The sequence below is a fragment of the Emticicia aquatilis genome, assembly GCF_014644295.1.
Classification (GTDB): domain Bacteria; phylum Bacteroidota; class Bacteroidia; order Cytophagales; family Spirosomataceae; genus Emticicia; species Emticicia aquatilis.
This window is the reverse complement of record NZ_BMKK01000014.1, coordinates 47272-69458: the sequence shown is the minus strand read 5'-3', so window position 1 is coordinate 69458 and position 22187 is coordinate 47272. Positions and strand designations below refer to the sequence as shown.

General features: G+C 37.4%; 18 protein-coding genes. 16 read left to right on the top strand and 2 right to left on the bottom strand.

The features are described from left to right. The first annotated feature begins 49 nt into the window (after positions 1-49). From IEX65_RS24510 to IEX65_RS24435, 16 genes are all read left to right on the top strand, one after another. A complete protein-coding gene (locus tag IEX65_RS24510) occupies positions 50-1390 on the top strand; it encodes a quinol:cytochrome C oxidoreductase (protein WP_188770383.1) in 1341 nt (446 codons plus the stop codon). Between the two features lie 80 nt (positions 1391-1470). Then, positions 1471-2604 (top strand): cytochrome c oxidase subunit II, encoded by a 1134-nt coding sequence (locus IEX65_RS24505; protein WP_188770381.1) that lies wholly within the window; start codon positions 1471-1473, stop codon positions 2602-2604. 36 nt (positions 2605-2640) lie between these two features. Continuing rightward, entirely contained in the window at positions 2641-4521 is a 1881-nt protein-coding gene (locus IEX65_RS24500; protein WP_188770380.1) for a cytochrome c oxidase subunit I, read from the top strand. A 33-nt stretch (positions 4522-4554) separates the two neighbouring features. Then, the gene (locus IEX65_RS24495; RefSeq protein ID WP_229250878.1) at positions 4555-5556 is read left to right on the top strand and encodes a COX15/CtaA family protein; all 1002 of its coding nucleotides are present in this window, start codon (positions 4555-4557) and stop codon (positions 5554-5556) included. A 3-nt stretch (positions 5557-5559) separates the two neighbouring features. After that, positions 5560-6441, top strand: coding sequence for a heme o synthase (gene cyoE / locus IEX65_RS24490; RefSeq protein ID WP_188770377.1), 882 nt, complete (start codon positions 5560-5562; stop codon positions 6439-6441). Positions 6442-6496: 55 nt separating this feature from the next. Continuing rightward, entirely contained in the window at positions 6497-7105 is a 609-nt protein-coding gene (locus IEX65_RS24485) for a cytochrome c oxidase subunit 3 (RefSeq protein WP_188770375.1), read from the top strand. An 80-nt stretch (positions 7106-7185) separates the two neighbouring features. Next, positions 7186-7932 (top strand): cytochrome c oxidase subunit 3, encoded by a 747-nt coding sequence (locus IEX65_RS24480; RefSeq protein ID WP_188770373.1) that lies wholly within the window; start codon positions 7186-7188, stop codon positions 7930-7932. A gap of 54 nt (positions 7933-7986) precedes the next feature. Next, positions 7987-8319, top strand: coding sequence for a cytochrome C oxidase subunit IV family protein (locus IEX65_RS24475; protein ID WP_188770371.1), 333 nt, complete (start codon positions 7987-7989; stop codon positions 8317-8319). 3 nt (positions 8320-8322) lie between these two features. Beyond that, positions 8323-9018, top strand: a complete 696-nt coding sequence (locus tag IEX65_RS24470; protein ID WP_188770369.1) for an SCO family protein — start codon at positions 8323-8325, stop codon at positions 9016-9018. A gap of 58 nt (positions 9019-9076) precedes the next feature. Further along, positions 9077-9616: a DUF420 domain-containing protein gene (locus IEX65_RS24465; protein ID WP_188770367.1), complete on the top strand. Its 540-nt coding sequence runs from the start codon at positions 9077-9079 to the stop codon at positions 9614-9616. 17 nt (positions 9617-9633) lie between these two features. Further along, the gene (locus IEX65_RS24460; RefSeq protein ID WP_188770365.1) at positions 9634-9879 is read left to right on the top strand and encodes a CAMCR motif-containing small membrane protein; all 246 of its coding nucleotides are present in this window, start codon (positions 9634-9636) and stop codon (positions 9877-9879) included. A gap of 198 nt (positions 9880-10077) precedes the next feature. Then, a complete protein-coding gene (locus IEX65_RS24455; protein WP_188770362.1) occupies positions 10078-12273 on the top strand; it encodes a carbohydrate binding family 9 domain-containing protein in 2196 nt (731 codons plus the stop codon). Between the two features lie 60 nt (positions 12274-12333). Further along, on the top strand, positions 12334-13215 hold the full coding sequence (locus IEX65_RS24450; protein ID WP_188770360.1) for a glycerophosphodiester phosphodiesterase: 882 nt from the start codon (positions 12334-12336) through the stop codon (positions 13213-13215). A 107-nt stretch (positions 13216-13322) separates the two neighbouring features. Then, on the top strand, positions 13323-14849 hold the full coding sequence (locus tag IEX65_RS24445) for a GH3 auxin-responsive promoter family protein (protein ID WP_188770358.1): 1527 nt from the start codon (positions 13323-13325) through the stop codon (positions 14847-14849). 45 nt (positions 14850-14894) lie between these two features. Continuing rightward, positions 14895-15749 carry a fumarylacetoacetate hydrolase family protein gene (locus IEX65_RS24440; RefSeq protein WP_188770356.1) on the top strand — a complete coding sequence of 285 codons (855 nt, stop codon included), beginning with the start codon at positions 14895-14897 and terminating at the stop codon, positions 15747-15749. Between the two features lie 129 nt (positions 15750-15878). Beyond that, positions 15879-17339, top strand: coding sequence for a S41 family peptidase (locus IEX65_RS24435; protein WP_188770354.1), 1461 nt, complete (start codon positions 15879-15881; stop codon positions 17337-17339). Positions 17340-17485: 146 nt separating this feature from the next. Here IEX65_RS24435 and porV read toward each other — a convergent pair whose 3' ends face one another. Beyond that, the gene (gene porV, locus IEX65_RS24430) at positions 17486-18679 is read right to left on the bottom strand and encodes a type IX secretion system outer membrane channel protein PorV (RefSeq protein WP_188770352.1); all 1194 of its coding nucleotides are present in this window, start codon (positions 18677-18679) and stop codon (positions 17486-17488) included. Between the two features lie 101 nt (positions 18680-18780). After that, complete coding sequence (gene porU, locus IEX65_RS24425) at positions 18781-22146, bottom strand: type IX secretion system sortase PorU (protein ID WP_188770350.1); 3366 nt, start codon at positions 22144-22146, stop codon at positions 18781-18783. Positions 22147-22187 lie beyond the last annotated feature (41 nt).

The window sequence follows — 22187 nt, the reverse complement described above, 5'->3', positions numbered from 1 at the left end:
ATATCATTTATTAACACCCTTTAAGTGTAAGGGTTCAAATTTAAAGAAAATGGCTCATAGTACTCACGAAATTCCTTCTACAGAAGAAAGATTTGAGTTTAAATCTGAAACCAAAAGAAATCTAATTATTGCAGCATTAATTGGTGTTGCAATGGTAGCGATTGGTTCATTCTTATTATCAAAAGGCTGGTCAATAGGTGTTTGGGAATCACATGGTGCCGAACATGCTGGTGCTGGACACGAAGCAGCAGGCGGCCATGCAGAACACGGAGGCGAACACGGTGCAACCTTGTTTAGCCGTATTATTGCCAATATTTGGATGAATAGTGTGTACTTCATAGGAATATCAGTAGTTGGAGCGTTTTTTATCGCTTATAACTATGTGGCAAAAGCTGGTTGGTCTTCTTCAATCAAACGTGTTGCTGAAGCTCTTCCTTCATTTATCATCGTTCCAGGAACAATCCTTATCATTTTGATGGCAATTCCTTCGACTCGCCACATTGTTATGCACTGGACACATGATGGTATCATGGACCCAGCAAGCGAACACTATGATAAAATCATCGCTGGTAAAGCATGGTATCTTAACCTTCCATTCTATTTTGTACGTTTGATTGCTTATGTAGCAGTATGGTACTTTGGATGGACACAATTAAGAAAATACTCACTCCTTGAAGATGCAGAAGGTGGTTTAGAAAACTATTACAAGAGCCGTAGTATTGCTAAATTATTCTTGATTTTCTTTGCTGTTACAGCATCTACTTCTGCTTGGGATTTATCAATGGTTGTTGATACACACTGGTTCTCTACAATGTTCGGTTGGTATCACTTAGCAAGCTGGCACGTAGCTGGATTGGCAACTATCATGCTTACAATCTTATTATTGAAAGACCAAGGGTATTTGAAAATCGTTAACGAAAGTCACTTACATGACTTAGGTAAATTTATCTTTGGTTTCTCTATTTTCTGGACATACGTATGGTTCTCTCAATACTTATTGATTTTCTATGCGAACTTACCAGAAGAAACTATTTATTTCCGTGAGAGATTTACAGGTTTCCAAGGAAGATATTGGTGGCCATTCCATATTAGCTTATTGTTAAATTTTTTCTTCCCATTCTTGATTTTACTTGCAAGAAATTCGAAGAGAAGAGCTACATTCTTGAAATTAGGTAGTGTTTCAGTTATTATTGGTCACTGGTTTGATTTCTACCAAATGCACATGCCAGGTATTGCTAAAGACCAAGGCGGTATCGGTATCATTGAGTGGGGAACAACCTTAACATTTGCATCATTGTTTATTTACTTCGTTGCAAACCAATTATCTAAAGCAAACCTATATCCTAAAAACCACCCATTCTTAGAAGAAAGTATTCACCACGATATTTAATTTTTTCAAAACAATTTCGTTGAACATTCTTTTTTAGATACAAGGGTTTAAGTATTCAAACTTGTAAATTATTTAGTAACATGACATTATTGATTGTAGCTTTAGCAATTGTGTTTATTGTTCTTACCATCTTGGTAATTTCAAAAACACAGACCCTCCTGAAGGGAGTGAAAGGTGATTCGGAACAAAGCGAAGAGGTGGTAGATAGTGCCAATAACATCAATGCAATTGGTCTCTTTGTTTTTTGGATTTTGAGTGTCGTTGGTATCTTTTGGTCTTTCTTCTATGCTAAAAAAGACTTTTTAATAGCTTATGGCGACCTTCCATCTGCTTCTTCTGTACACGGAAAAGAAACAGATTATTGGTTCTGGTTCGGTATGGCTGTAGTGACGGCATCGTTTTTAGTAGTAAATACAGTTCTTTTTTATTTCCCGTTGAAATATCGTTACAATAAGAAAAGAACAGCTCATTTCTACCCTCATAACAATACTCTTGAAATTGTTTGGACTTTAATTCCTGCAGTAGTTATGGCTGGTTTAGTATTTACTGGCTTGAGAGTATGGAACAAAGTAATGTCAGAAGCTCCGAAAGATGCTGAAGTAATTGAGATTATGGGTAAACAATTCGGATGGCAAGTTAGATACGGTGGTGTAGATAATGGTAAATTAGGAAACTATAATTACAAGCTAATTGATGATGCTTCTGGAAATGAATTTGGTGTAGATTTCACAGATGAAAATTCATTTGATGACTTCACAAATAGTTCAGAATTACACATCCCTAAAGGTAAACCAGTATTACTTAAAATCAGAGCGAGAGATGTATTACATAGCGTATTTATCCCTCACATGAGAGTTAAAATGGATGCAGTACCTGGTATGCCTACTAAATTTTGGTTCATTGCTGATAAAAGTACAGCCGATATGAAAGCTGAGCTTGGAAATCCAGATTTCAAATATGAGATTGCTTGTACTGAGGTTTGTGGAAGAAGCCACTTTGCAATGAAGTTAATCTTGGTTGTTGATGAGCCAGCAGATTACGAAAAATGGAAGAAAGAGCAGAAATCATTATTGGCTTCTAAACCTGAATTTTTGGAGAAAGTTCCTGCAAGTTTGAAAGCTAAAGCAATGAAATATCTTCCTTCGGAGGCTCCATCTGATAGCACTACTGCTTCAGCAGGTACAAGCTTACCAACAGTTACGTCTTTAAGATAAAATTCAATCTAAATTATTTAAACTAATAATATATACATGGCAGCAGTAGCACACGCAGATACTCATGTTCACGGACATGAAGAAGCACATGAGCATCACGAGCCACAGAGTTTTATAAAGAAATATATATTCTCTGAGGACCATAAAGTGATTGCCAAGCAGTACTTGATTTCAGGTATTGTATGGGCTTTGATTGGCGGTTTTTTGTCCTTGGTTTTCCGTTTACAATTAGGTTATCCAGGGATTGATTTGGGTTGGTTAAAGCCAATTTTAGGAGAAAGATGGTTCGACGAGGCTGGTAAATTAGACCCGAATTACTATATCGCTCTCGTAACGATGCACGGTACTATCATGGTATTCTTTGTATTGACTGCGGGTTTGAGCGGTACTTTCTCAAACTTCTTGATTCCATTACAAGTTGGAGCAAGAGATATGGCATCTGGATTTATTAATATGTTGTCATATTGGTTCTTCTTCTTGTCGAGCGTAATTATGTTCTGCTCATTGTTCGTGCAAGATGGCCCTGCGGGTGGTGGTTGGGTAGTATATCCGCCATTGAGTGCATTGCCTGACGCTGCACCTGGTTCAGGTACTGGTATGACAATGTGGTTAGTAAGTATGGCAATCTTTATTGTATCAAGTTTATTAGGTAGTATCAACTATGTAACTACTGTAATTAACTTACGTACAAAAGGTATGACTTTCGATAAAATGCCATTGACAATTTGGGCATTTACATTTACTGCTATTTTGGGTATTTTATCATTCCCTGTATTGTTATCAGCAGCCTTATTATTGATTTTTGACCGTAGTTTTGGTACAAGCTTCTATTTATCTGATATTTATATCAACGGACAAGCTCTTCCAAATCAAGGTGGTAGCCCAATTTTATTCCAGCACTTATTCTGGTTCTTGGGTCACCCAGAGGTATATATCGTTATTTTGCCAGCACTCGGTATGACATCTGAAATTATCGCTACAAACTCAAGAAAACCAATCTTTGGTTACAAAGCGATGATTTTCTCGATGCTCGGTATCATGTTCCTTGCATTTATCGTTTGGGCTCACCACATGTTTATGACAGGTATGAATCCATTCTTAGGTTCGGTATTTACGCTCCTTACTTTGATTATTGCAGTTCCTTCTGCGGTTAAAGCGTTTAACTATATCACTACATTGTGGAGAGGTAATATTATCTTCACTCCTGCAATGTTATTCTCGATTGGTTTAGTTTCGTTCTTCGTGTCAGGTGGTGTTACTGGTATTATCTTAGGAAACAGTGCATTGGATATTCAATTACACGATACATACTTTGTAGTTGCTCACTTCCACCTTGTAATGGGTTCTGCGGCATTCTTTGGAATGGTTGCGGGTGTGTATCACTGGTTCCCTAAAATGTTTGGTAGAATGATGAATAGCACATTGGGCTACATCCACTTCTGGACAACTTTCATCGGTGCATACATGGTATTCTTCCCACAACACTATTTAGGTATTGCTGGTTTTCCAAGAAGATACTACGCTTATACAGGTTTTGATTTCACCAATAAATACCAAGACTTAGCACAAGTTAGTACGATAGCTGCGATTGTAGTATTTGCTGCAAACCTTGTTTTCTTGTGTAACTTCTTCTATTCAATTTTCTGGGGTAAGAAAGCAACTCAAAACCCTTGGAAGTCAAACACTTTAGAGTGGACAACACCAATAAATGTTGGACACGGAAACTGGGAAGGAGAAATTCCAACAGTTTATCGTTGGCCTTATGATTATAGCAAGCCTGGTGCTGCTGAAGACTTTATTCCTCAAAACATTCCATTCTCTGCTACGCCAGAATCTAACTTCCCGTATGAGAATGAGTTGATTAAGGAAGAAAAAGAAATCGAAGGAATCCAATTTGATTACAGTATTCCAGATTGATAAAATTTGAAACGATTCACAACTCTAAAAGTTGTGAATCGTTTTCTCCAACCAATTATGACTCACGGTAAAGTATTTAGAAAGCTTGGTTTTTGGACGATTGGTGCGATTTACTTTCTTATTTTAGTCGGTGGAATAGTAAGGGCAACGGGTTCAGGTATGGGTTGTCCAGATTGGCCTAAGTGCTTTGGTTCTTGGGTTCCTCCAACAGATATATCGCAACTACCAAGCAATTATAAAGAAATTTACGGTGAAAAGCTTAAAGGAGAAATAGAGTTCAATGCCGTTAAGACATGGATTGAATATATTAATCGTTTAGTTGGGGTCGCAATTGGTTTTTTAGTTTTCGGAACTTTCGTAAGTGCATTTGTTAGTTTCAGAAAGCAAGATAAGACAATTGTCTTACTAAGCCTGCTCGCAACGATTTTAGTAGCTTTTGAAGGATGGTTAGGCTCGAAAGTAGTTTCGAGTGAACTTCACCCAGTAATGATTACGCTACACATGATTCTCTCAGTAATTATTGTGTTTGTGTTATTATATGCGGTGGCTCGTTCTTACAATTATGTGATTGAAATCGAAGATATTGCAGATAAAAGTTCTTTGAGTTTTTTAGTTTCAGCTGCCATTTTTCTAACTATCGGACAAGTTTTGTTAGGTACTCAAGTTAGAGAAATTGTTGACCAAGTTGCCAATAGTATGGGCGAAGCTCTTCGCACCGAATGGGTTGCAAATTTGGGTGGTAAGTTTCAAATGCACGCTTTCTTTTCGATAGTAATAGTGATAATCAATTTGTTTATTTATTATCGAATTAAAAAGTCTGTTGAAAATAAAGGTTTGCTGACAACCTTTGCTAATTGGTTAGTAATAATAATTGGTATCGAACTCTTGTCTGGGCTTTCATTAGCTTATTTAGGCTTTCCAAGATTAATGCAACCGATTCACCTAACATTGGGTACATTGGCGATAGGCGTACAGTTTGTTATTTTTTTATTTCTTAATAAAGAAAGAGTTTTCAGAAGCATTGCTTCAAAATGATAGATGAGTTTGACAGTAACAGAAAATATTTTTGCTCAAAAGCTAAAAGCATATTACGATTTAACTAAGTTTAGGTTATCGTCAACTGTTGTTTTTTCATCGGCTATTGGCTTTACTTTGGCTGCTGATAAAATTGAATGGGCAAGACTAATAATGTTTGCGATAGCGGCTTTTGCAACAACAGCGGCAGCTAACATTATCAATCAAATTATCGAAAAAGACCTTGATAAATTGATGTCACGTACTGAAAATCGTCCACTTCCAAGTGGTAGATTATCAGTGAAAGAAGCAGCAATGTTTGGCTGGATAATGGCTGCGATTGCGATGTATATTTTGTTCTATGAATTCAATTACAAAGCGGGTTTATTAGCTCTTTTATCAATGGTTTTATACGGATTTGTATATACACCACTAAAAAGAGTTGGACCGATTGCTGTAGCAGTAGGGGCGTTGCCAGGGGCTTTTCCTCCGATGATTGGTTGGGTAGCAGCTGTTAACCACTTTGGATTAGAACCAGGTATATTGTTTGCGATACAGTTCTTTTGGCAGTTTCCTCATTTTTGGGCAATTGCTTGGGTGTTGGATGAAGATTATAACAAAGCTGGATTTAAGTTATTACCATCAAGTGGTGGACAAAATCTAAACTCAGCTATTCAGATAATGATTTATACGCTATTTTTATTGCCACTCTGTTGGGCTCCATTTTATTTGGGTATGACAGGTATTAACTCGGCAGTAGTAGCAATGGTGTTTGGTGTATTGTTTTTAGCACAGACATTTCATTTAATGCGTAGAGTTGACCGAAAAGCAGCTCTTCAATTAATGTTCGGTTCATTTATATATTTACCAGTAGTGCAGATTGCCTATTTATTGGATAAATTATAATACCACTTTTATTTACTTGAGCTTTGCTTGAGTAAACGATTCAACGACAAACTTTATGAGTAATAAATTAAATAAAAGTAACACAGCAACTACCACTGTGGGTGTACAAGAGCCAGCTCAAGTACTATCAGTTAACAAGTGGAAGTTTATAGTTTGGCTCTTTATTATCACGATTGTGATGCTATTTGCTTCTCAGACGAGTGCATATTTAGTACGAAGAGCAGAAGGAAACTGGGCAGAATTTGAAATCCCAAGCATTTTTTGGATTAGTACATTGGTTTTGATAGTTAGTAGTATTACAATGCACCTATCATTGCAAGCTGCCAAAAAGAATGAAAATACAAAACTCAAGACATTAGTAGCCATTACAACAGTTTTAGGTCTTGTATTTTTAGGAATGCAGTATTTAGGTTGGCAAGATTTACAACAACAGGGAATTTACCTCAAAGGTAATCCATCAGGTTCGTTCTTTTATATTTTTACGGGCTTACACATGGCTCACTTAGGGCTTGGATTAGGCATTTTGATAGCCACATTTATAATGGCATTCAGATTAAAGTTAGATTCAAGCAATACTATTTTAGTTGAAGTTTGTGCAACTTCTTGGCACTTCTTAGACATACTTTGGCTATATTTGTTCGTATTTTTATTGTATTTTAGATAATATTTACTTTTTGACTATTTTTGGGTCGAAATTAATTGAAACTGTTAACCAAAGCGGCAAACCGCTAATAATTGTAAGTTATGGCAAGTGCAAATACCTCTACGACCGCAGAACACTTAATTTGGAAAGGTGGCGTGCAACCAATGAAAGTTGGCTATGGAAAATTAATGATGTGGATATTCTTATTATCCGATACATTTACGTTCTCGGCTTTATTGATTTCATACGGTTTAGTTCGTTATAGTTTCCCTACATTTGAAGGTTTACGTAAAAACTTTGAGTTCTCTAATACTTGGTGGCCAATTCCTGAAAGGGTTTTTGAAGCAGTTCCATTCTTACATGGAGTATCGGCACCGTTGGTGTTCGTAGGTATCATGACATTTATTTTGATTATGAGCTCAGTAACAATGGTATTGGCTGTGGAAGCTGGTCACCGTCGTGATAAGGCTGATGTTGAAAAATATATGCTTTGGACAATCCTTGGTGGTTTTGCGTTCTTGAGTTCACAAGCTTGGGAGTGGGGTCATTTTATTCATGGAACTGAAGAAGGCTTGACTTTGGCAAACGGAGCAAAAGTATTTGGAGCAAATTTGGTTCAAAATCAATATGGCCCACCAGCATTCGCTGATTTCTTCTTCTTCATTACAGGTTTCCACGGAACACACGTATTTTCGGGTGTTGTATTGAATATCTTGATATTCTATAACACAGCAAACGGTGTTTATGAGAAACGTGGTCACTATGACATGGTTGAGAAAGTTGGTTTATATTGGCACTTTGTAGATTTAGTATGGGTGTTTGTATTTACATTCTTCTATCTTGTTTAGTTTAGAACCAAACTCTTTTTTAATAAAATTAGAAAGTCTTAAAATTATTATACAATGGCTCAGCATTCTGAAAATACCGAAAAACTACCAGCACAAACCAAAGAGATTTGGAAAACATTCTGGATTTTATTAGGCATCACCGCATTGGAATTTTTAATAGCATTTACAATTGATGCAGACCAATACAAGTGGACAAAAGTGGGGATATTTATCATCCTTACAATTGTAAAGGCATACTACATCGTAGGTATATTCATGCACTTAAAACATGAAGTAAAATCTTTGATTTGGACGGTAGTATTGCCGTGCGTATTTGTGGTATGGCTAATCGTTGCATTAATAGTGGAAGGTGGATATATAGGTTTGGAGAGATTATTATTTAAATAAATAATGCGAAATAAATCATCAAAAGTCGGAATACTAATAGGCATATTAGCTGTTCCGACTTTTATTTTTGTTTTACTCAAACTATTTGGGCAAAACTACTATAAATTACCCTATCTCATGCCCGAAATGGATGAAACTGGGCAGATTGTTATGAAAGGGCCAGATACGGTGTTTCATCAGATTCCACCGTATGAGCTAATAGACCAGCAAGGAAAGAAGTTTAGCTCGGCAAACGTAAAAGGTAAAATCTATATAGCAGATTTCTTCTTCACAAGATGCGGAACTATCTGTCCGAAATTATCTAATAGTTTATCGAGAGTACAAAGTATTTTTTCGGCAGACAGTAATGTGGTGATAGTATCTCACAGTGTTGACCCGAAGCATGATTCTTCAGCTGTATTGCAGCAATATGCTCAAAAATATGATGCGAAATACGGTAAATGGTATTTTCTGACTGGTGATAAAAAAACGATTTACGATATTGCTATAAAAGGCTATAAGTTGCCAGTATCGGATGCTTCCGAATATGATAATAAAATCAAATCAATTGATGAAACATTTATTCATTCGGAGAAGTTACTATTAATAGACAAAGAAGGATATATTAGAGGAATTTATGACGGAACGTACTCTCCAGATGTAGAGCGTCTGATAGGTGAAGTGAAGGTGCTATCAGAGATTTATAAGTCTAAGAAGTAAGTTCAGTAACTCTAATTGTCTTTCATTGCTAATCTATTATTTTTTTAAACAAATTAAAATGAAAGCAGTAAGAGCAAAACAAGATAAAGCTTCGATGACATTCATTAATGTAGTGTCGGTAGCAGTGCCATTAGTTGTGGCAATTTTGTTAGGAATAAGACAAAAAATTGATTTAGGAGCGTGGACAAAAGTGCTTCCGCATGTGATTGGAGCAATCAATACAATTACTTCAATTTTATTGATTTATGGTTTATTTTTAATCAAACAAAAGCAAATACAACGTCATAGAAAGGTGATGTCTTTAGCGTTTTTGTTAGGTGGAGTATTCTTGGTTTGTTATGTGCTTTATCACTTAACCAATCCATCTACAAGCTACGGAGGCGAAGGATTTATTCGATATTTTTATTATTTTATCCTCATAAGTCATATTTTGTTATCATTGGTTGTATTACCTTTGGTTTTAAGAGCATATTTTTTTGCTTGGGTTGAAGAGTATGAATTACACCGTAAATTGACAAAATATGCATTCCCGATTTGGTTGTATGTATCGGTTACAGGTGTGATAGCATATTTGATGATTAAACCTTATTATGTTTAAACTTTAAGTAGAAGGTTATGAAAAAAATCGTAGCGTTTTTTATAGTATTCTTGCTAAGTCAAACGTTGACTTTTGCACAGTGTGCGATGTGCCGTGCTTCGGTAGGAAGTAATTTGAGCGAAGGACGTGGAGTTATTGGCACGGGTATCAATGATGGTATATTATTAATGTTGGTGTTTACTTATCTTTCTGTACCGACCGTTATTTACGTTTGGTTCAGAACTGCGAGAAAAGAAATGCGTTTGAAAATGGGTCAGCAATAAGCCCATTACAAGTTGTAAATACGCAAAGCGATTATTAGACTAAAATCTGATAATCGCTTTTTTGTTATTAAAATTTCCGTCTCTATTTTAGGCAAAAATAACTTTGTCGCTATTTTTAGCCATTTGGGCGTGTTAGTAAGTAAAAAGTACAGAAAAAACGTAATTTTGTTATAGACAAAACTACATTCTAAACTTACAATGCTCAAAAACCTATTAACTTCCTTTCTTTTACTCAATTCTTTCTTCTCTTTTGCCCAAAGTAAAAACGAAAAAGTAGAATATCACATTCATCGTGCAACATCGCCTTTAAAAATTGATGGAATTGTTGATGAAAAAGCTTGGGCAGATGCTCAATTGGCAACTGATTTTTATCAAGTGCTACCGATGGATACAAGCTACGCCAAAGTTCGTACAGACGTAAAAATGACTTATGATGATAAAAACCTTTATGTGGTTTTTATCAACTATGACAAACTCCCTGGGCCATACATGGTGGAGTCTTTGAAACGAGACTTTAGTTTCGGTAAAAACGATAATGATTTATTGTTTATTGATACGTTTAATGACCAAACTAATGGCTTTTCGTTCGGAGCAAATGCGATGGGTGCTCAGTGGGATGGCTTAATGTTTAATGGAAGTAATATTAGTCTGACTTGGGAAAATAAATGGGTATCAGAAGTAAAATATGATGATGAAAAGTGGGTTTGGGAATGTGCGATTCCGTTCAAAACACTTAGATATAAAAAAGGAATTAAGCGTTGGGGAATAAACTTTAGCCGTTTAGACCTTAAAACTACCGAAAAGTCGGCTTGGGCTCCAGTTCCACGCCAGTTTCCAACTGCTTCGTTGGCTTATGCGGCTTCGTTGATTTGGGATGAAGAACCGCCAACGGCTTCTTCAAATATTTCGATTATCCCTTATGTTTTGGGCGGTGTATCTCGCAATCAAGAAAAGAAACTTCCAACCGATTACAGGGGAGATGTAGGTTTTGATGCAAAAGTTGGCTTGACTTCTTCTATAAACCTTGACCTTACGGTAAACCCAGATTTTTCGCAAGTAGAAGTTGACCAGCAGCAAACAAATCTTGACCGTTTTGAATTGTTATTTCCAGAGAAACGTCAGTTTTTCTTAGAAAATGGTGATTTATTCTCAAATTTTGGGTATCAGACTATCCGACCATTTTTCTCTCGAAGAATTGGTTTAAATACTCCTATACGCTTTGGTGCGAGAGTGAGTGGAAAACTCAACAAAGATTGGCGAATTGGCTTCATGGATATGCAAACAGGTAAAAATGATGTTATATCGAATGCTCAAAATTTTGGCGTGATTGCTTTGCAACGTAGGGTTTTTGCTCGCTCAAATATTGCCGTGATGTTTGTAAACAAACAAACACTTGATTATCAGTCGGTTATTGATACAAAGAACATTAGTGAATACAACCGAAATCTCGGTATTGAATATAATATTCTTTCAAAAAACAATGCTTGGACAGGGAAATTACTCTATCTAAAATCTTTCACCCCAACCACAAAACCTAACGATGGCGTTTTGGCGGGAAATATCCTCTACACAAATAAACGTTGGACGGCTGGTTTGCAACTGGAGCAAGTAGGTACAAATTATTCGGCAGAAGTAGGTTATGTTCCTCGCTTAGATTACGGAAAACTAAATCCGCAAGTAGGCTACTTGTTTTTCCCAAAGCCGTCAAGTAAAGTATTGAGTCATGGCCCTTTGACAATGTTTACTCATTATTTTTTACGTGATTTCTCAAAAGAAACCGAAAACGAGAAATTTTTAGCCTACCGTGTTAACTTCCGTAAAACAAGTACATTGATGGCGTGGGTAGCCCATAATTACGTGTATTTGCTCAATCAATTCGACCCTACAAACTACGCAGGTGTGTTTTTACCAAAAGGAAGCGAACACAAATGGAATTCATTCGGGTTTGATTATACTTCAAAACCACAGGCTTTATTCACGTATTTGGTATCGAGCCGATATGGTGGGTATTATGCCAATGGCACACGTTTGCGTCTGAATGGTGAAGTTGGGTATCGTTTCCAACCTTATGTGGCCATGACAGTTGCGGCTAATTACAATCGCCTTGAGTTTAAAAATGAAGCTGTTTTGCCAAAAGAATTAACCAATAAACAATATAATTTTTGGTTGATAGGCCCTAAAATTGATGTAACTTTCACGAATAAACTGTTTTTTACCAATTTCTTGCAGTTTAATAACCAAACCAAAAACATGAACCTGAATACTCGCCTGCAATGGCGATACAGCCCAGCATCAGATTTGTTTTTGGTTTATACTGATAATTACATTTCGGATACATTTCAAGTACGAAATCGTGCTTTGGTCTTGAAGTTTACTTATTGGTGGAATGTTTAGAAAACAAAAACGTCGGCATGGCTCGAAGCCATGCCGACGTTAAATTATAATAAGCAAAACATGAAAACTTTACTATTTTTGATTTTTCCAATCTTAACTTTTGCTCAAACTATGGAATTTGAGATACAAGGTCATCGAGGTAGTAGAGGGCTAATGCCCGAAAATACAATTCCTGCTTTCAAGAAAGCCATTGATTTAGGCGTACACACTTTAGAGTTAGATGTTGTAATTTCTAAAGATAAGAAAGTGGTGGTTTCGCACGACCCTTTTTTCAATCCGAATTGCACCACTGACCCGAGTGGAAAATTTATCAAGAAAGAAAATCAAGGTAATTTGTACCAGCTTACATATGAGGAAATCAAAAAATATGATGTTGGGCTGAGAGGAAACAAAGATTATCCTGAACAGCAAAAAATGGCGGTTTACAAGCCATTGCTCGAAGATATGATTCGTGAAAGCGAAAAGTATGCGAAAGCCAAAGGAGTAAAACCTTTGAAATATAATATCGAAATCAAGAGTGAAGAAAAAGAATACGATATTTCTCAGCCAAAAGTTGAAGAGTTTTCGGATTTGGTCTATAAAGTTATCATCAAACAACTTCCGCCCAAAAGAGTAACTTTACAAAGTTTCGATTACAATGTTTTGAAATTTTGGCACAAACAAATCGAGCAGAAAAAATATAAGTCGATAGCCCTATCGGCTTTAATTGAGCCTTTCGATAATAACGAAGTACAATTTAATTTGGATAAATTGGGTTTTAAACCGCAAATTTGGAGTCCATATTTTGCCCAAGCTACCGAAAAACGGGTAAAAGAATTACACGAATTGGGCATAAAAGTGATTCCATGGACGGTAAATAAGCGTGAAGACATGGAAAAAGTAAAAGCTGTTGGCTGTGATGGCCTAATAACTGACTACCCAGATAGAGCGAAAGGTTTGTGAGATTCAGAAAAAAAGCCTAATTTTCCAAAGAATTTTGGAGTCACAAACTACTAAACTACAAACCCTAACTTGTGGTGTTAAAGAGTTTGGTGCTTTCAACCCACCAAATGAGCATGCTTAACGACATACTTAGTTTTTTTCTTAAACGTCGAATCGAACGCATTGAGCAATTTTTGCGTAACCCGATTGACACCCAACATCGTATTTTCCACGACCTTATCGAAAATGCTCGATATACTGAGTGGGGTTTAAAATACGATTACAGCAGCATAGATACTATCAAAGATTTTCAGGAGAGAGTGCCAATCTCGACCTACGAAGAACTATACCCTTATATCGAACGTGTGCTGAAGGGCGAACAAAACGTACTTTGGGCGTCAGAAATAAAGTGGTTTTCAAAATCTTCGGGAACAACTAATTCCCGCAGTAAATTTATTCCTGTTTCAGAAGAATCGCTCGAAGACTGCCATTATCGAGGAGGTAAAGATATGATGACGCTCTACCTCAATAACCGTCCAGAAGCAAAACTTTATGACGGAAAAGGCTTGTCAATTGGTGGCACGCTTCATCCAAATCCTTTCAATGCTACTACACAGGCGGGCGATATTTCGGCAGTAATCACCAAAAACCTTCCTGCTTGGGCTGATTTTATTCGCACGCCTCCGAGCGAAATCGCCTTACTTGATAATTGGGAAGAAAAAATGGAGCAGATGATTCAGATTTGCACCCAAGAAAACGTAACCAGTATTCTGGGCGTACCAACTTGGACGGTCGTTCTGCTCGAAAATATTCTCGAACGAACAGGTAAAAAAAATATACTCGAAGTTTGGCCAAACTTCGAGGTCTTCGTACACGGAGCAGTGGCTTTTCAGCCTTATAGAGACCTTTTCCGAACAAAACTTTTCCCATCTGACCAAGTTACTTATCTTGAAACATACAACGCCTCAGAAGGCTTTTTTGCGATTCAAGACGAACTCAGTAGGGTAGGAGAAATGCTACTCATGCTTGATTATGGTGTTTTCTACGAATTTATTCCGATGGAAGAATGGGACAAAGAACATCCAAAAACACTAACCCTCGAAGAAGTAGAATTGGATAAAAACTACGCCCTCGTAATCTCGACTAACGCAGGGCTTTGGCGATATAAAATTGGCGATACCGTAAAGTTTACGTCAATTGACCCATACCGAATAAAAGTAAGTGGCCGAACGAAGCACTTTATCAATGCTTTTGGCGAAGAAGTGGTTATCGAAAATGCAGATATGGCAATCACCGAAGCTTGTGCGGCTGCCAGTGCAACAATAGCCGACTACACAGCGGGGCCAGTTTACATGGGCGATGGAAGCAAGGGTTGCCACGAATGGATAATAGAGTGTTCTAAAAAACCAGAAAACGAAGCACTTTTTATAGAAACGCTCGATAATTCGCTCCGAAAAGTAAACTCAGATTACGACGCCAAACGCTACAAAGATATGGCTCTTTTGTTGCCAAAAGTACATTTTGTAGAAAACGGCACTTTCTACCAATGGATGTCAAAACGAGGAAAACTGGGCGGACAAAACAAAGTACCAAGACTAAGTAATTCGAGAGAATATCTCGATGATATATTGCTGATGGTCAGAGAATTAGCATGACATAAATATTCACTTATTCAATCAATCACTCATTCAAAATTATACATGAAACTATTCCGCTTTGGCGAACCAACCAACGAAAAAACAGGAGTGATTCTCTCCGATGGTAAAAAAATTGATGTATCAGCTTTTGGCGAAGATTACAACGAAAACTTCTTTACAACTGATGGTATTTCAAGACTCAGTACTTGGCTCGAAGCAAACGCCGATGCTTGTCCAGTTGTAGGCGATGACGTACGATTGGCTTCTTGTATCGCTCGTCCATCAAAAATCATTTGTATTGGCCTCAATTATGCCAAGCACGCTGCGGAGTCTGGCATGGCTGTGCCAACCGAACCAGTAGTGTTTTTTAAAGCTACAACTGCTCTTTGTGGGCCAAACGATGATGTGATTATCCCTAAAAACTCAGTAAAAACCGACTGGGAAGTTGAGTTGGCTTTTGTAATAGGCAAAAAGGCAAGTTATGTAGAAAAAGAGGATGCCATGAGCTATATAGCGGGCTACTGTTTGCACAATGATTACAGTGAGCGTGAGTTTCAGTTGGAGCGTGGCGGACAATGGGTAAAGGGTAAAAGTTGCGATACCTTTGCTCCACTTGGGCCATTTATGGCAACAGCCGACGAGATTCCGAACCCGCACGATTTGCGTTTGTGGCTTTCGCTCAATGGCGAAATGCTCCAAGACTCAAACACTGACGATATGATTTTTGATATTTCAACGATTTTGAGTTACCTAAGCCAATTCATGACGCTGCTTCCAGGCGATGTGATTTCAACTGGAACACCTGCAGGTGTTGGTCTTGGCTTGAAACCTCAGAGATATTTAGTGGCAGGCGATGTGGTTGAGCTGGGCATTGATAAACTCGGTACTCAAAAACAAACGGCTGTAGCCTATCAATAATTTTTTCAAGAAAAGTGCTTAAACGAGCCATATCTGCATCTAAAGATATGGCTCGTTTATTTTTTTACGAAGGAGACGAAGGATTAGGCATGAAATTTGGTTGTTTTTCGGGAAATCGTAAACCCAGAAATGAAAATATATTTTTTAGCTATCAGCTTGATGATTAGTCAGTTAGGCTTTTCTCAGCAAGAGTGTAAATGCTCGCAAAATTTTGATTTTGCCTACCAAAAAATCAAGGACAATTACGCAGGTTGGGACGATAAAATTACCACAAAAAATCAAGCAGAGTTTGATAAACTGACCCAAGAGATTAGAAATAAGGCTCAGGGAATCACTGACGAAAAAGAGTGTTATTTTCATATCAAAAAATGGTTCGATTTCTTTAAAGACGGACATCTTTTTGTAACTCCAATTACGCCGTATAGTATAGACGATGCTCCCGAAGTCGTTGCCGCCCGAGCTGCAAAGGTTACTCAGCTTTCGTTCAACGAAGCCAGTTTTTCAGAATATTTGAAACAAAATGTTGATAAACTGCAGTCGGTTGAAGGTATTTGGGAAAGCGATGATAAAGCTTACAAACTGGGAATTGTAAAAGACAAAAATAATCCGAAATTATTTATAGGTTTCCTTCTAAACGACCGAAATGCAGCTTGGAAAGCAGGGAAGGCAAAGTTTGAAATGCTTCAGGTTGCTCCCGAAAAGTATATTACTAACTATTATTATGCCGACTTTTCGAGCGAAAAGAATTTTACTCGTGAGGTAAAAAACTTTTTGATTATTGAAAATATCTACAAATTCAATAAACTATTCCCGATACCGAAGGAAGAAGTAAATAACGAAGATTTGCTGCATAAAATAGCCGATTACCGCATTGAAAAGTTAGATGCAGAAACAGCTCTCATTGTTTTACCTCCGTTTACCCTTCCGAATGCCACCGAATTTGTACAAGAATTGGTGCAGAAAAACGAAGAAATATTAAAGACTTCAACCAGTCTTATCATCGATATACGTAATAATCCAGGAGGAGATGATGCGGCTTTTACACCACTTTTTCCGTACATTGGCACTACTCCAATCGTTCGTAAAGGGGGAGTATTCAGAGCTACCGACGAAAATATTATCTCAATAAAACATGAGTTAGAGGCTATCGAAGAGTTTCCAATTTATAAAGAACGCCTTGGGACAAAATTACAGACGGTTTTACAGAAAATGGAAGCAAATAAAGGAAAGTTTGTAACAGGCCCCGATAAAGAATTTACGGCTACAAATCCAGCAATATCTACCAAAAAGGTAGCATTATTGGTCAATAGAAATACCGCCAGCACTGCTGAGCAGTTTATTTTTGAAGCAAAGCAAAGCCCTAAAACAATAGTTTTTGGTGAAAATACCAAAGGCTTGGCAGATTACATCGAAGTTCGTGATTGGGGATTGCCTTGTTATGGTTGGCGAGTAGCTTTCTCGTTAGCAAAAAGCCACCGTTTACCACAAAAACCAATTGATAATGTGGGTATCACGCCTGATGTAAAAATCACAGAAGCTGAAACCGATTGGGTAGAGTTTGTAAGAAATCATCTAAAGAAATCGCAATAAAAATAATAAACCTGCAAGTATTCAAACGGTGCGACGATTCGCAATCCTTGCAGGTTTTGACTCCAACAAAAAAGCTCAATGATTGATTTCATTGAGCTTTTTTGTTGGAGAAACCAGTTAACCAATAACTAATTTCAAATATCTAATTACTGATTCTCAGTAGGTACTTCCGTTGGATTACTCACTTTCTTAGCATCTAAATCAAAGATTAAAGTAATTCTCCAAGTATTTGAAAGTGGGCTACCTTGCGAAGTTGGCACTAAATAAGCTAAATCAAGGTTATAGTTATTAATCTTAAAGCCTAAACCAGTTGTTACGTATTTACTTCCACCTTTAGCGTTGCTTTCCATGAAATAACCACCACGAAGTGCAAAGAAATTATTGTACCAATATTCAACACCCGTCGATAAAGTAACTTCTCTTAGTTCTTCTTTAAAACCATCTGGAGCATCTGAAAACGAACCAAAAATACCTGCAATTACACCTGTAGTTTGTGGGTCTCTTCCTTTCACGATAGTTCCGTTATTATCTCTCAATGGTGGAGTTGGAATCAATAATTTATTGGCATCCAACAAAAAGTTAAATTGATTATGGGCATCAATTTTGAAATTAATCGCTCCGCCGATTTTTAAATTAGTTGGAATATAAAAAGCATCTCGACCATAATTGATTTTACCACCGATGTTAGAGATTACTGCACCAGCCGAATATCTCATGCCACGGTCTTTATTTTTTGTACTTGGTTTTTCGTTGGTGTAGAAAAACGATAAATCGCCTGCTACGTTACTGGCAGGTTTACTTGCAATACCGTTAACTACTTGAGCTCCAATCAGATTAGAGTGAATGTATTTGAGGTTGATACCCGTAGAGAAATCTCTGCCAATTTTACGAGTATAACCCGCCGTAATGTTTAAATCTCTTGATTGGAAAGTACCATTTGGCTGACCTGTGGCGGTTGTAAACTGAATCTCGCCTTGATTAAAATAGGTCATTGATGCCGCAAAAGCAGAGTTTTTGTCAATTTTTTTGAATAAACCTGCATTAATTAAGCCCATGTCATCTACTAAATCACGAAGCCAAGGGGTGTAAGAAACCGTAGTACCAAGATTTTTATCAATAAAAGCTAATTTGGCCGTGTTCCAATAGATAGAGTTAGCATCTGGCGAAGAAGCAACCCCAGCATCACCCAATGCTGCTCCTCTCGAATCCGGAGAAATAAGAAGAAATGGTACAGATGGAGAAAGAGTTCTTTGGACAGATTTATTATTTACTTGTGCTTGACTGGTCAAGGCATTCATTAAAGCTACACTTGCCAAAGCGGCTACTAATTTGCGTTTCATGTGAGATTTTTTAATATTCTACCCTCTCGAAGGGTACTTATCGGTTCAGAATATGTTTTAGTCTTTAGTTTTACAAGTTCAAATATAACTTATTTTCTTGATTACTTCCAAAAAACCATTTTGCCAGAAAATGATGAGGTGCTATTTTCGGAGACAGAATCAACAGAAATTCGATAGAAATAGGTGCCGATTGTCCAGTTTTTAGGCTCAATTTTCATGCCAAGGTTCAATGTTTTATCGCAAAGGTAGCAGGTCTCGGTTTTCTCAAAAACTTGCTTACCAGCACTATTAAAAACCGACAAAGTAAAGGTTAAATCTTGGTTTTCGGCATTGTGTTCGATATAAAAATTAGTAGAACTTTCGACAGGATTTGGGTAATTATACGCCCTTAGAATCTTTAATTTTTCTGTTTCTACTATAAACTTTAACGCTTCCTCGGCTGAATTATTATAGGTATCCCAAACTTTTAATTTAACGGTGTACTGCCCTGCTGGCAGCTTGCCAAAACTATATTTCAAGATACCTTTTGTATAGTCGTCGGTACTCGTAAAGTATTGATTTGCAGTGATTTGTAGTGTGTCATTTAACACTAAAATCATTTCATGCCCAACGCCAGCTTGCGAAATATTGATTCCGTTTTCATCCGATATTTGGGCCTCAAATAGATTATCTTTATCAATCGAAAGTTTGATTTCTGGTGCTTTTGAATCTGATAAAATGTTGGTTTCGCTGCCGCCAATCATTAGCTCATTGTAGCTTCCCGAAGCATCAAGCGTACTATCAGTCGAAATAGCATAGAAGTTGACACGCCCAGCACCTACCTGATAATTAATATCTTTCGGAACAACAAAGTTTACCTTAAATACTCCATTTTTTACTTCGGCCAGCCCTTCAAAGACTTGATTTCGGTAAGTTTTGTACTTAAATTTTTCTGTTTTCTGTCCAAGCGTACTTACTTCCGAAGGCTTATCAAAAACAGAGACGAGAATTTTTCCGTTGAAGTTGTTTTTTCTTAATCCATCAGCCGAATTAATGATTTCTCCCTCCAAACTTACTTTCGATAATGCTTTGATGGTTTGCTTTTCGGGTGAAGTACCATTGATTTTGCTCAAAACGATTTTATCGGTTGGGTAAGCAAGTTGCATGGACGGGTCGCCTAAGAGAGAAAAATTTCGATTGAAAACACCACTCAAAGAGTTATTCTTGGTTATTCTGAAAATATCTCCTAGTCGCAGATTCGGATTCGTATTTTTTTGTGCAAATGCCTGATAGAAAGCATTGTTTAACAAAAAGTTGGTGTTTGAATAAACAGGTCGAGTAGTAGTGAGCAGACCAATAGCAGCTCCTCTTGGACTCAACATTGCCATTTCAGCACCCGAAACGTTACCAGGGTCATCGAAACGCCCAAACGAACAAGTAGCTGTTAGAAACAATGGCATATTATTCAAATTTCGCCAAGACTGAATTTGGTCACGTGTCAGTACTTTCTCTTCTGTCCAACCATCAGTGCCACCGTGACCGCTGTAATTAATTATCAACGCACCTTCATTGACACTTTTATTCAAAGCTTTGTTCACTTCGGGCGAAATTGCTCCGTTGGCCGTAGCAATTTGTGGAAAAGCATCCAAATATATTTTATTGATAATCAGGTCTTTGGTTGTCTTTAAGGTTACTTCCGAAATATCATCAGCATCTTGTTGGTGAATATTAAAATCACCATCATCAGCCACGAAGCTAATTTTTCGTCGCCAACTGCCTGCTGTTCGTTGTGTTCGGGCATAATAAATGAGCTTATCAACCACATTTTTTGCTTCTTCTATACTCTTCACGGGCAAACGACCAACGCCGATTTCCATTGAATGATTTCCTGCATTGTTTTCCTGCCACTCGCCTTCGTTATCTTCAAAAAATCCAAAATAATCGTCTGATGCGTAGCTGTTTACAGGGTTCAAAGATTCTCGGCTTTCATAAGTTGGAATCTGTAATTTTGTATCAATTGAAGCGTATTGTATAATATTTTTATAATCAAAACTGGCATCGGCTAATAGTAGAAGGTACTTTAATTTTGTTGGATTTTTTTGCCATAAAAAACGCCCAAAATCTCTAATAGCGGTAGGGTCTGGGCTACCCGATGAAAACTCATTATAAACTTGCTCAATATCAACTACCGCAACTGATAAACCATCGTTTGTTCGGCGGAATGCGGCCAAACGCTCAGCTTGTTCATGCCAGTTTTTGATGGTAAGTATCAGCAAATCAGGTGTTTGGGTTTGCTGGATGTTCTGATTACTTACTTTCTGAATAGAGTTTGGTTCGAGTAGATTTGTGCTTGAAAACAGTACGAAAGTTTTGAGTTTATTCTGTGTTTCTGCCCCGAAACTGGCTTCTGAATTGTTTATTTGAAAAGGAATGTTTTCGGGTAAAAGAGGATTCGTTACATCCCAAATTTTGTGTGTATTGCTGGCTTGACTAATGATGAAGTTAGAAGTTTTATTTCCGAGACTTTCAATCGAACGAACGAGCGTTTGCAGCTCATAAAATTGTAATTTTCGTTTGGTTTGTACCTCAAAATAATTTAAATAAGCTACCGACGAATTTTGGTTGTTTTTATTAAAACTAAAAGTAAGTTTTTGCGTACTTTTTCCGTTGGAAATCGCAGTAAAAGTCTGAATATTTTCGTTGCCCTTAATGTCGTAAGTACCTGTGCCGATGGCTCGGAGGCTTTGCTCTCCGATGAGAGAGTCGGCATTAAGTTTTAGGATAACTTTTGTTGTAGTGAATGATGCTCCCAAAATTGCAGAAGTAAGTTTAATACTCGAATTTGGAATAATTCCTTCGGTTTTTAAATCAAAACTTATATCTGGACTTACGCCAAATGATTCACCGTACCACTCACGTCCCGAACCACCTAAATCTCGCCCACCCAAACTCACCACATTCTTTTGGTCGATTTCGTGGAAAGTAAAGTCATCAAAAGTTAGAATGCTGTTGGCTGAACCCACTAAAGTTTGGTTTTTAATGCGTAAACCTTTAGTATCGGAGATATTTAGAAAAACAAAAGAGGTGTCTGAATATGGATTGTTTTGGTGGGTAAATAGTTGATTATTAGTGCTATATAGTATTCTGTGCGAACTTTCTGAATAAAAGAGTATATAATCAGAGGCATCGAATTTTCCATCATTTTCGCCCACGACTTCAATGAAGTTTTCAGTTAAATCTTTTGCCCGAAGAGCGTTGTTTGCTTGCGGTAAAACTCCGCCACCATTTCCAAAAATTCTGATGTTTTGAGGATTTAGTTTAGCAATGTCAATTCCCGCATCTCTCAGAAATGAAGCATCAATTTTATGCACACCTGTGCGAGTTGTGGCAATTTTATACCATTCGCCAGTGGCTAAAACTGATGATTGGGCATGAGAAAAAAGAGAGAAGAGTAGCGAGTAGGCGAAGCTCAAAAATAACATAATCATTTTTCCCGTTCCCCGAGCAAAGTCGAGGGGTGGGGAAAATG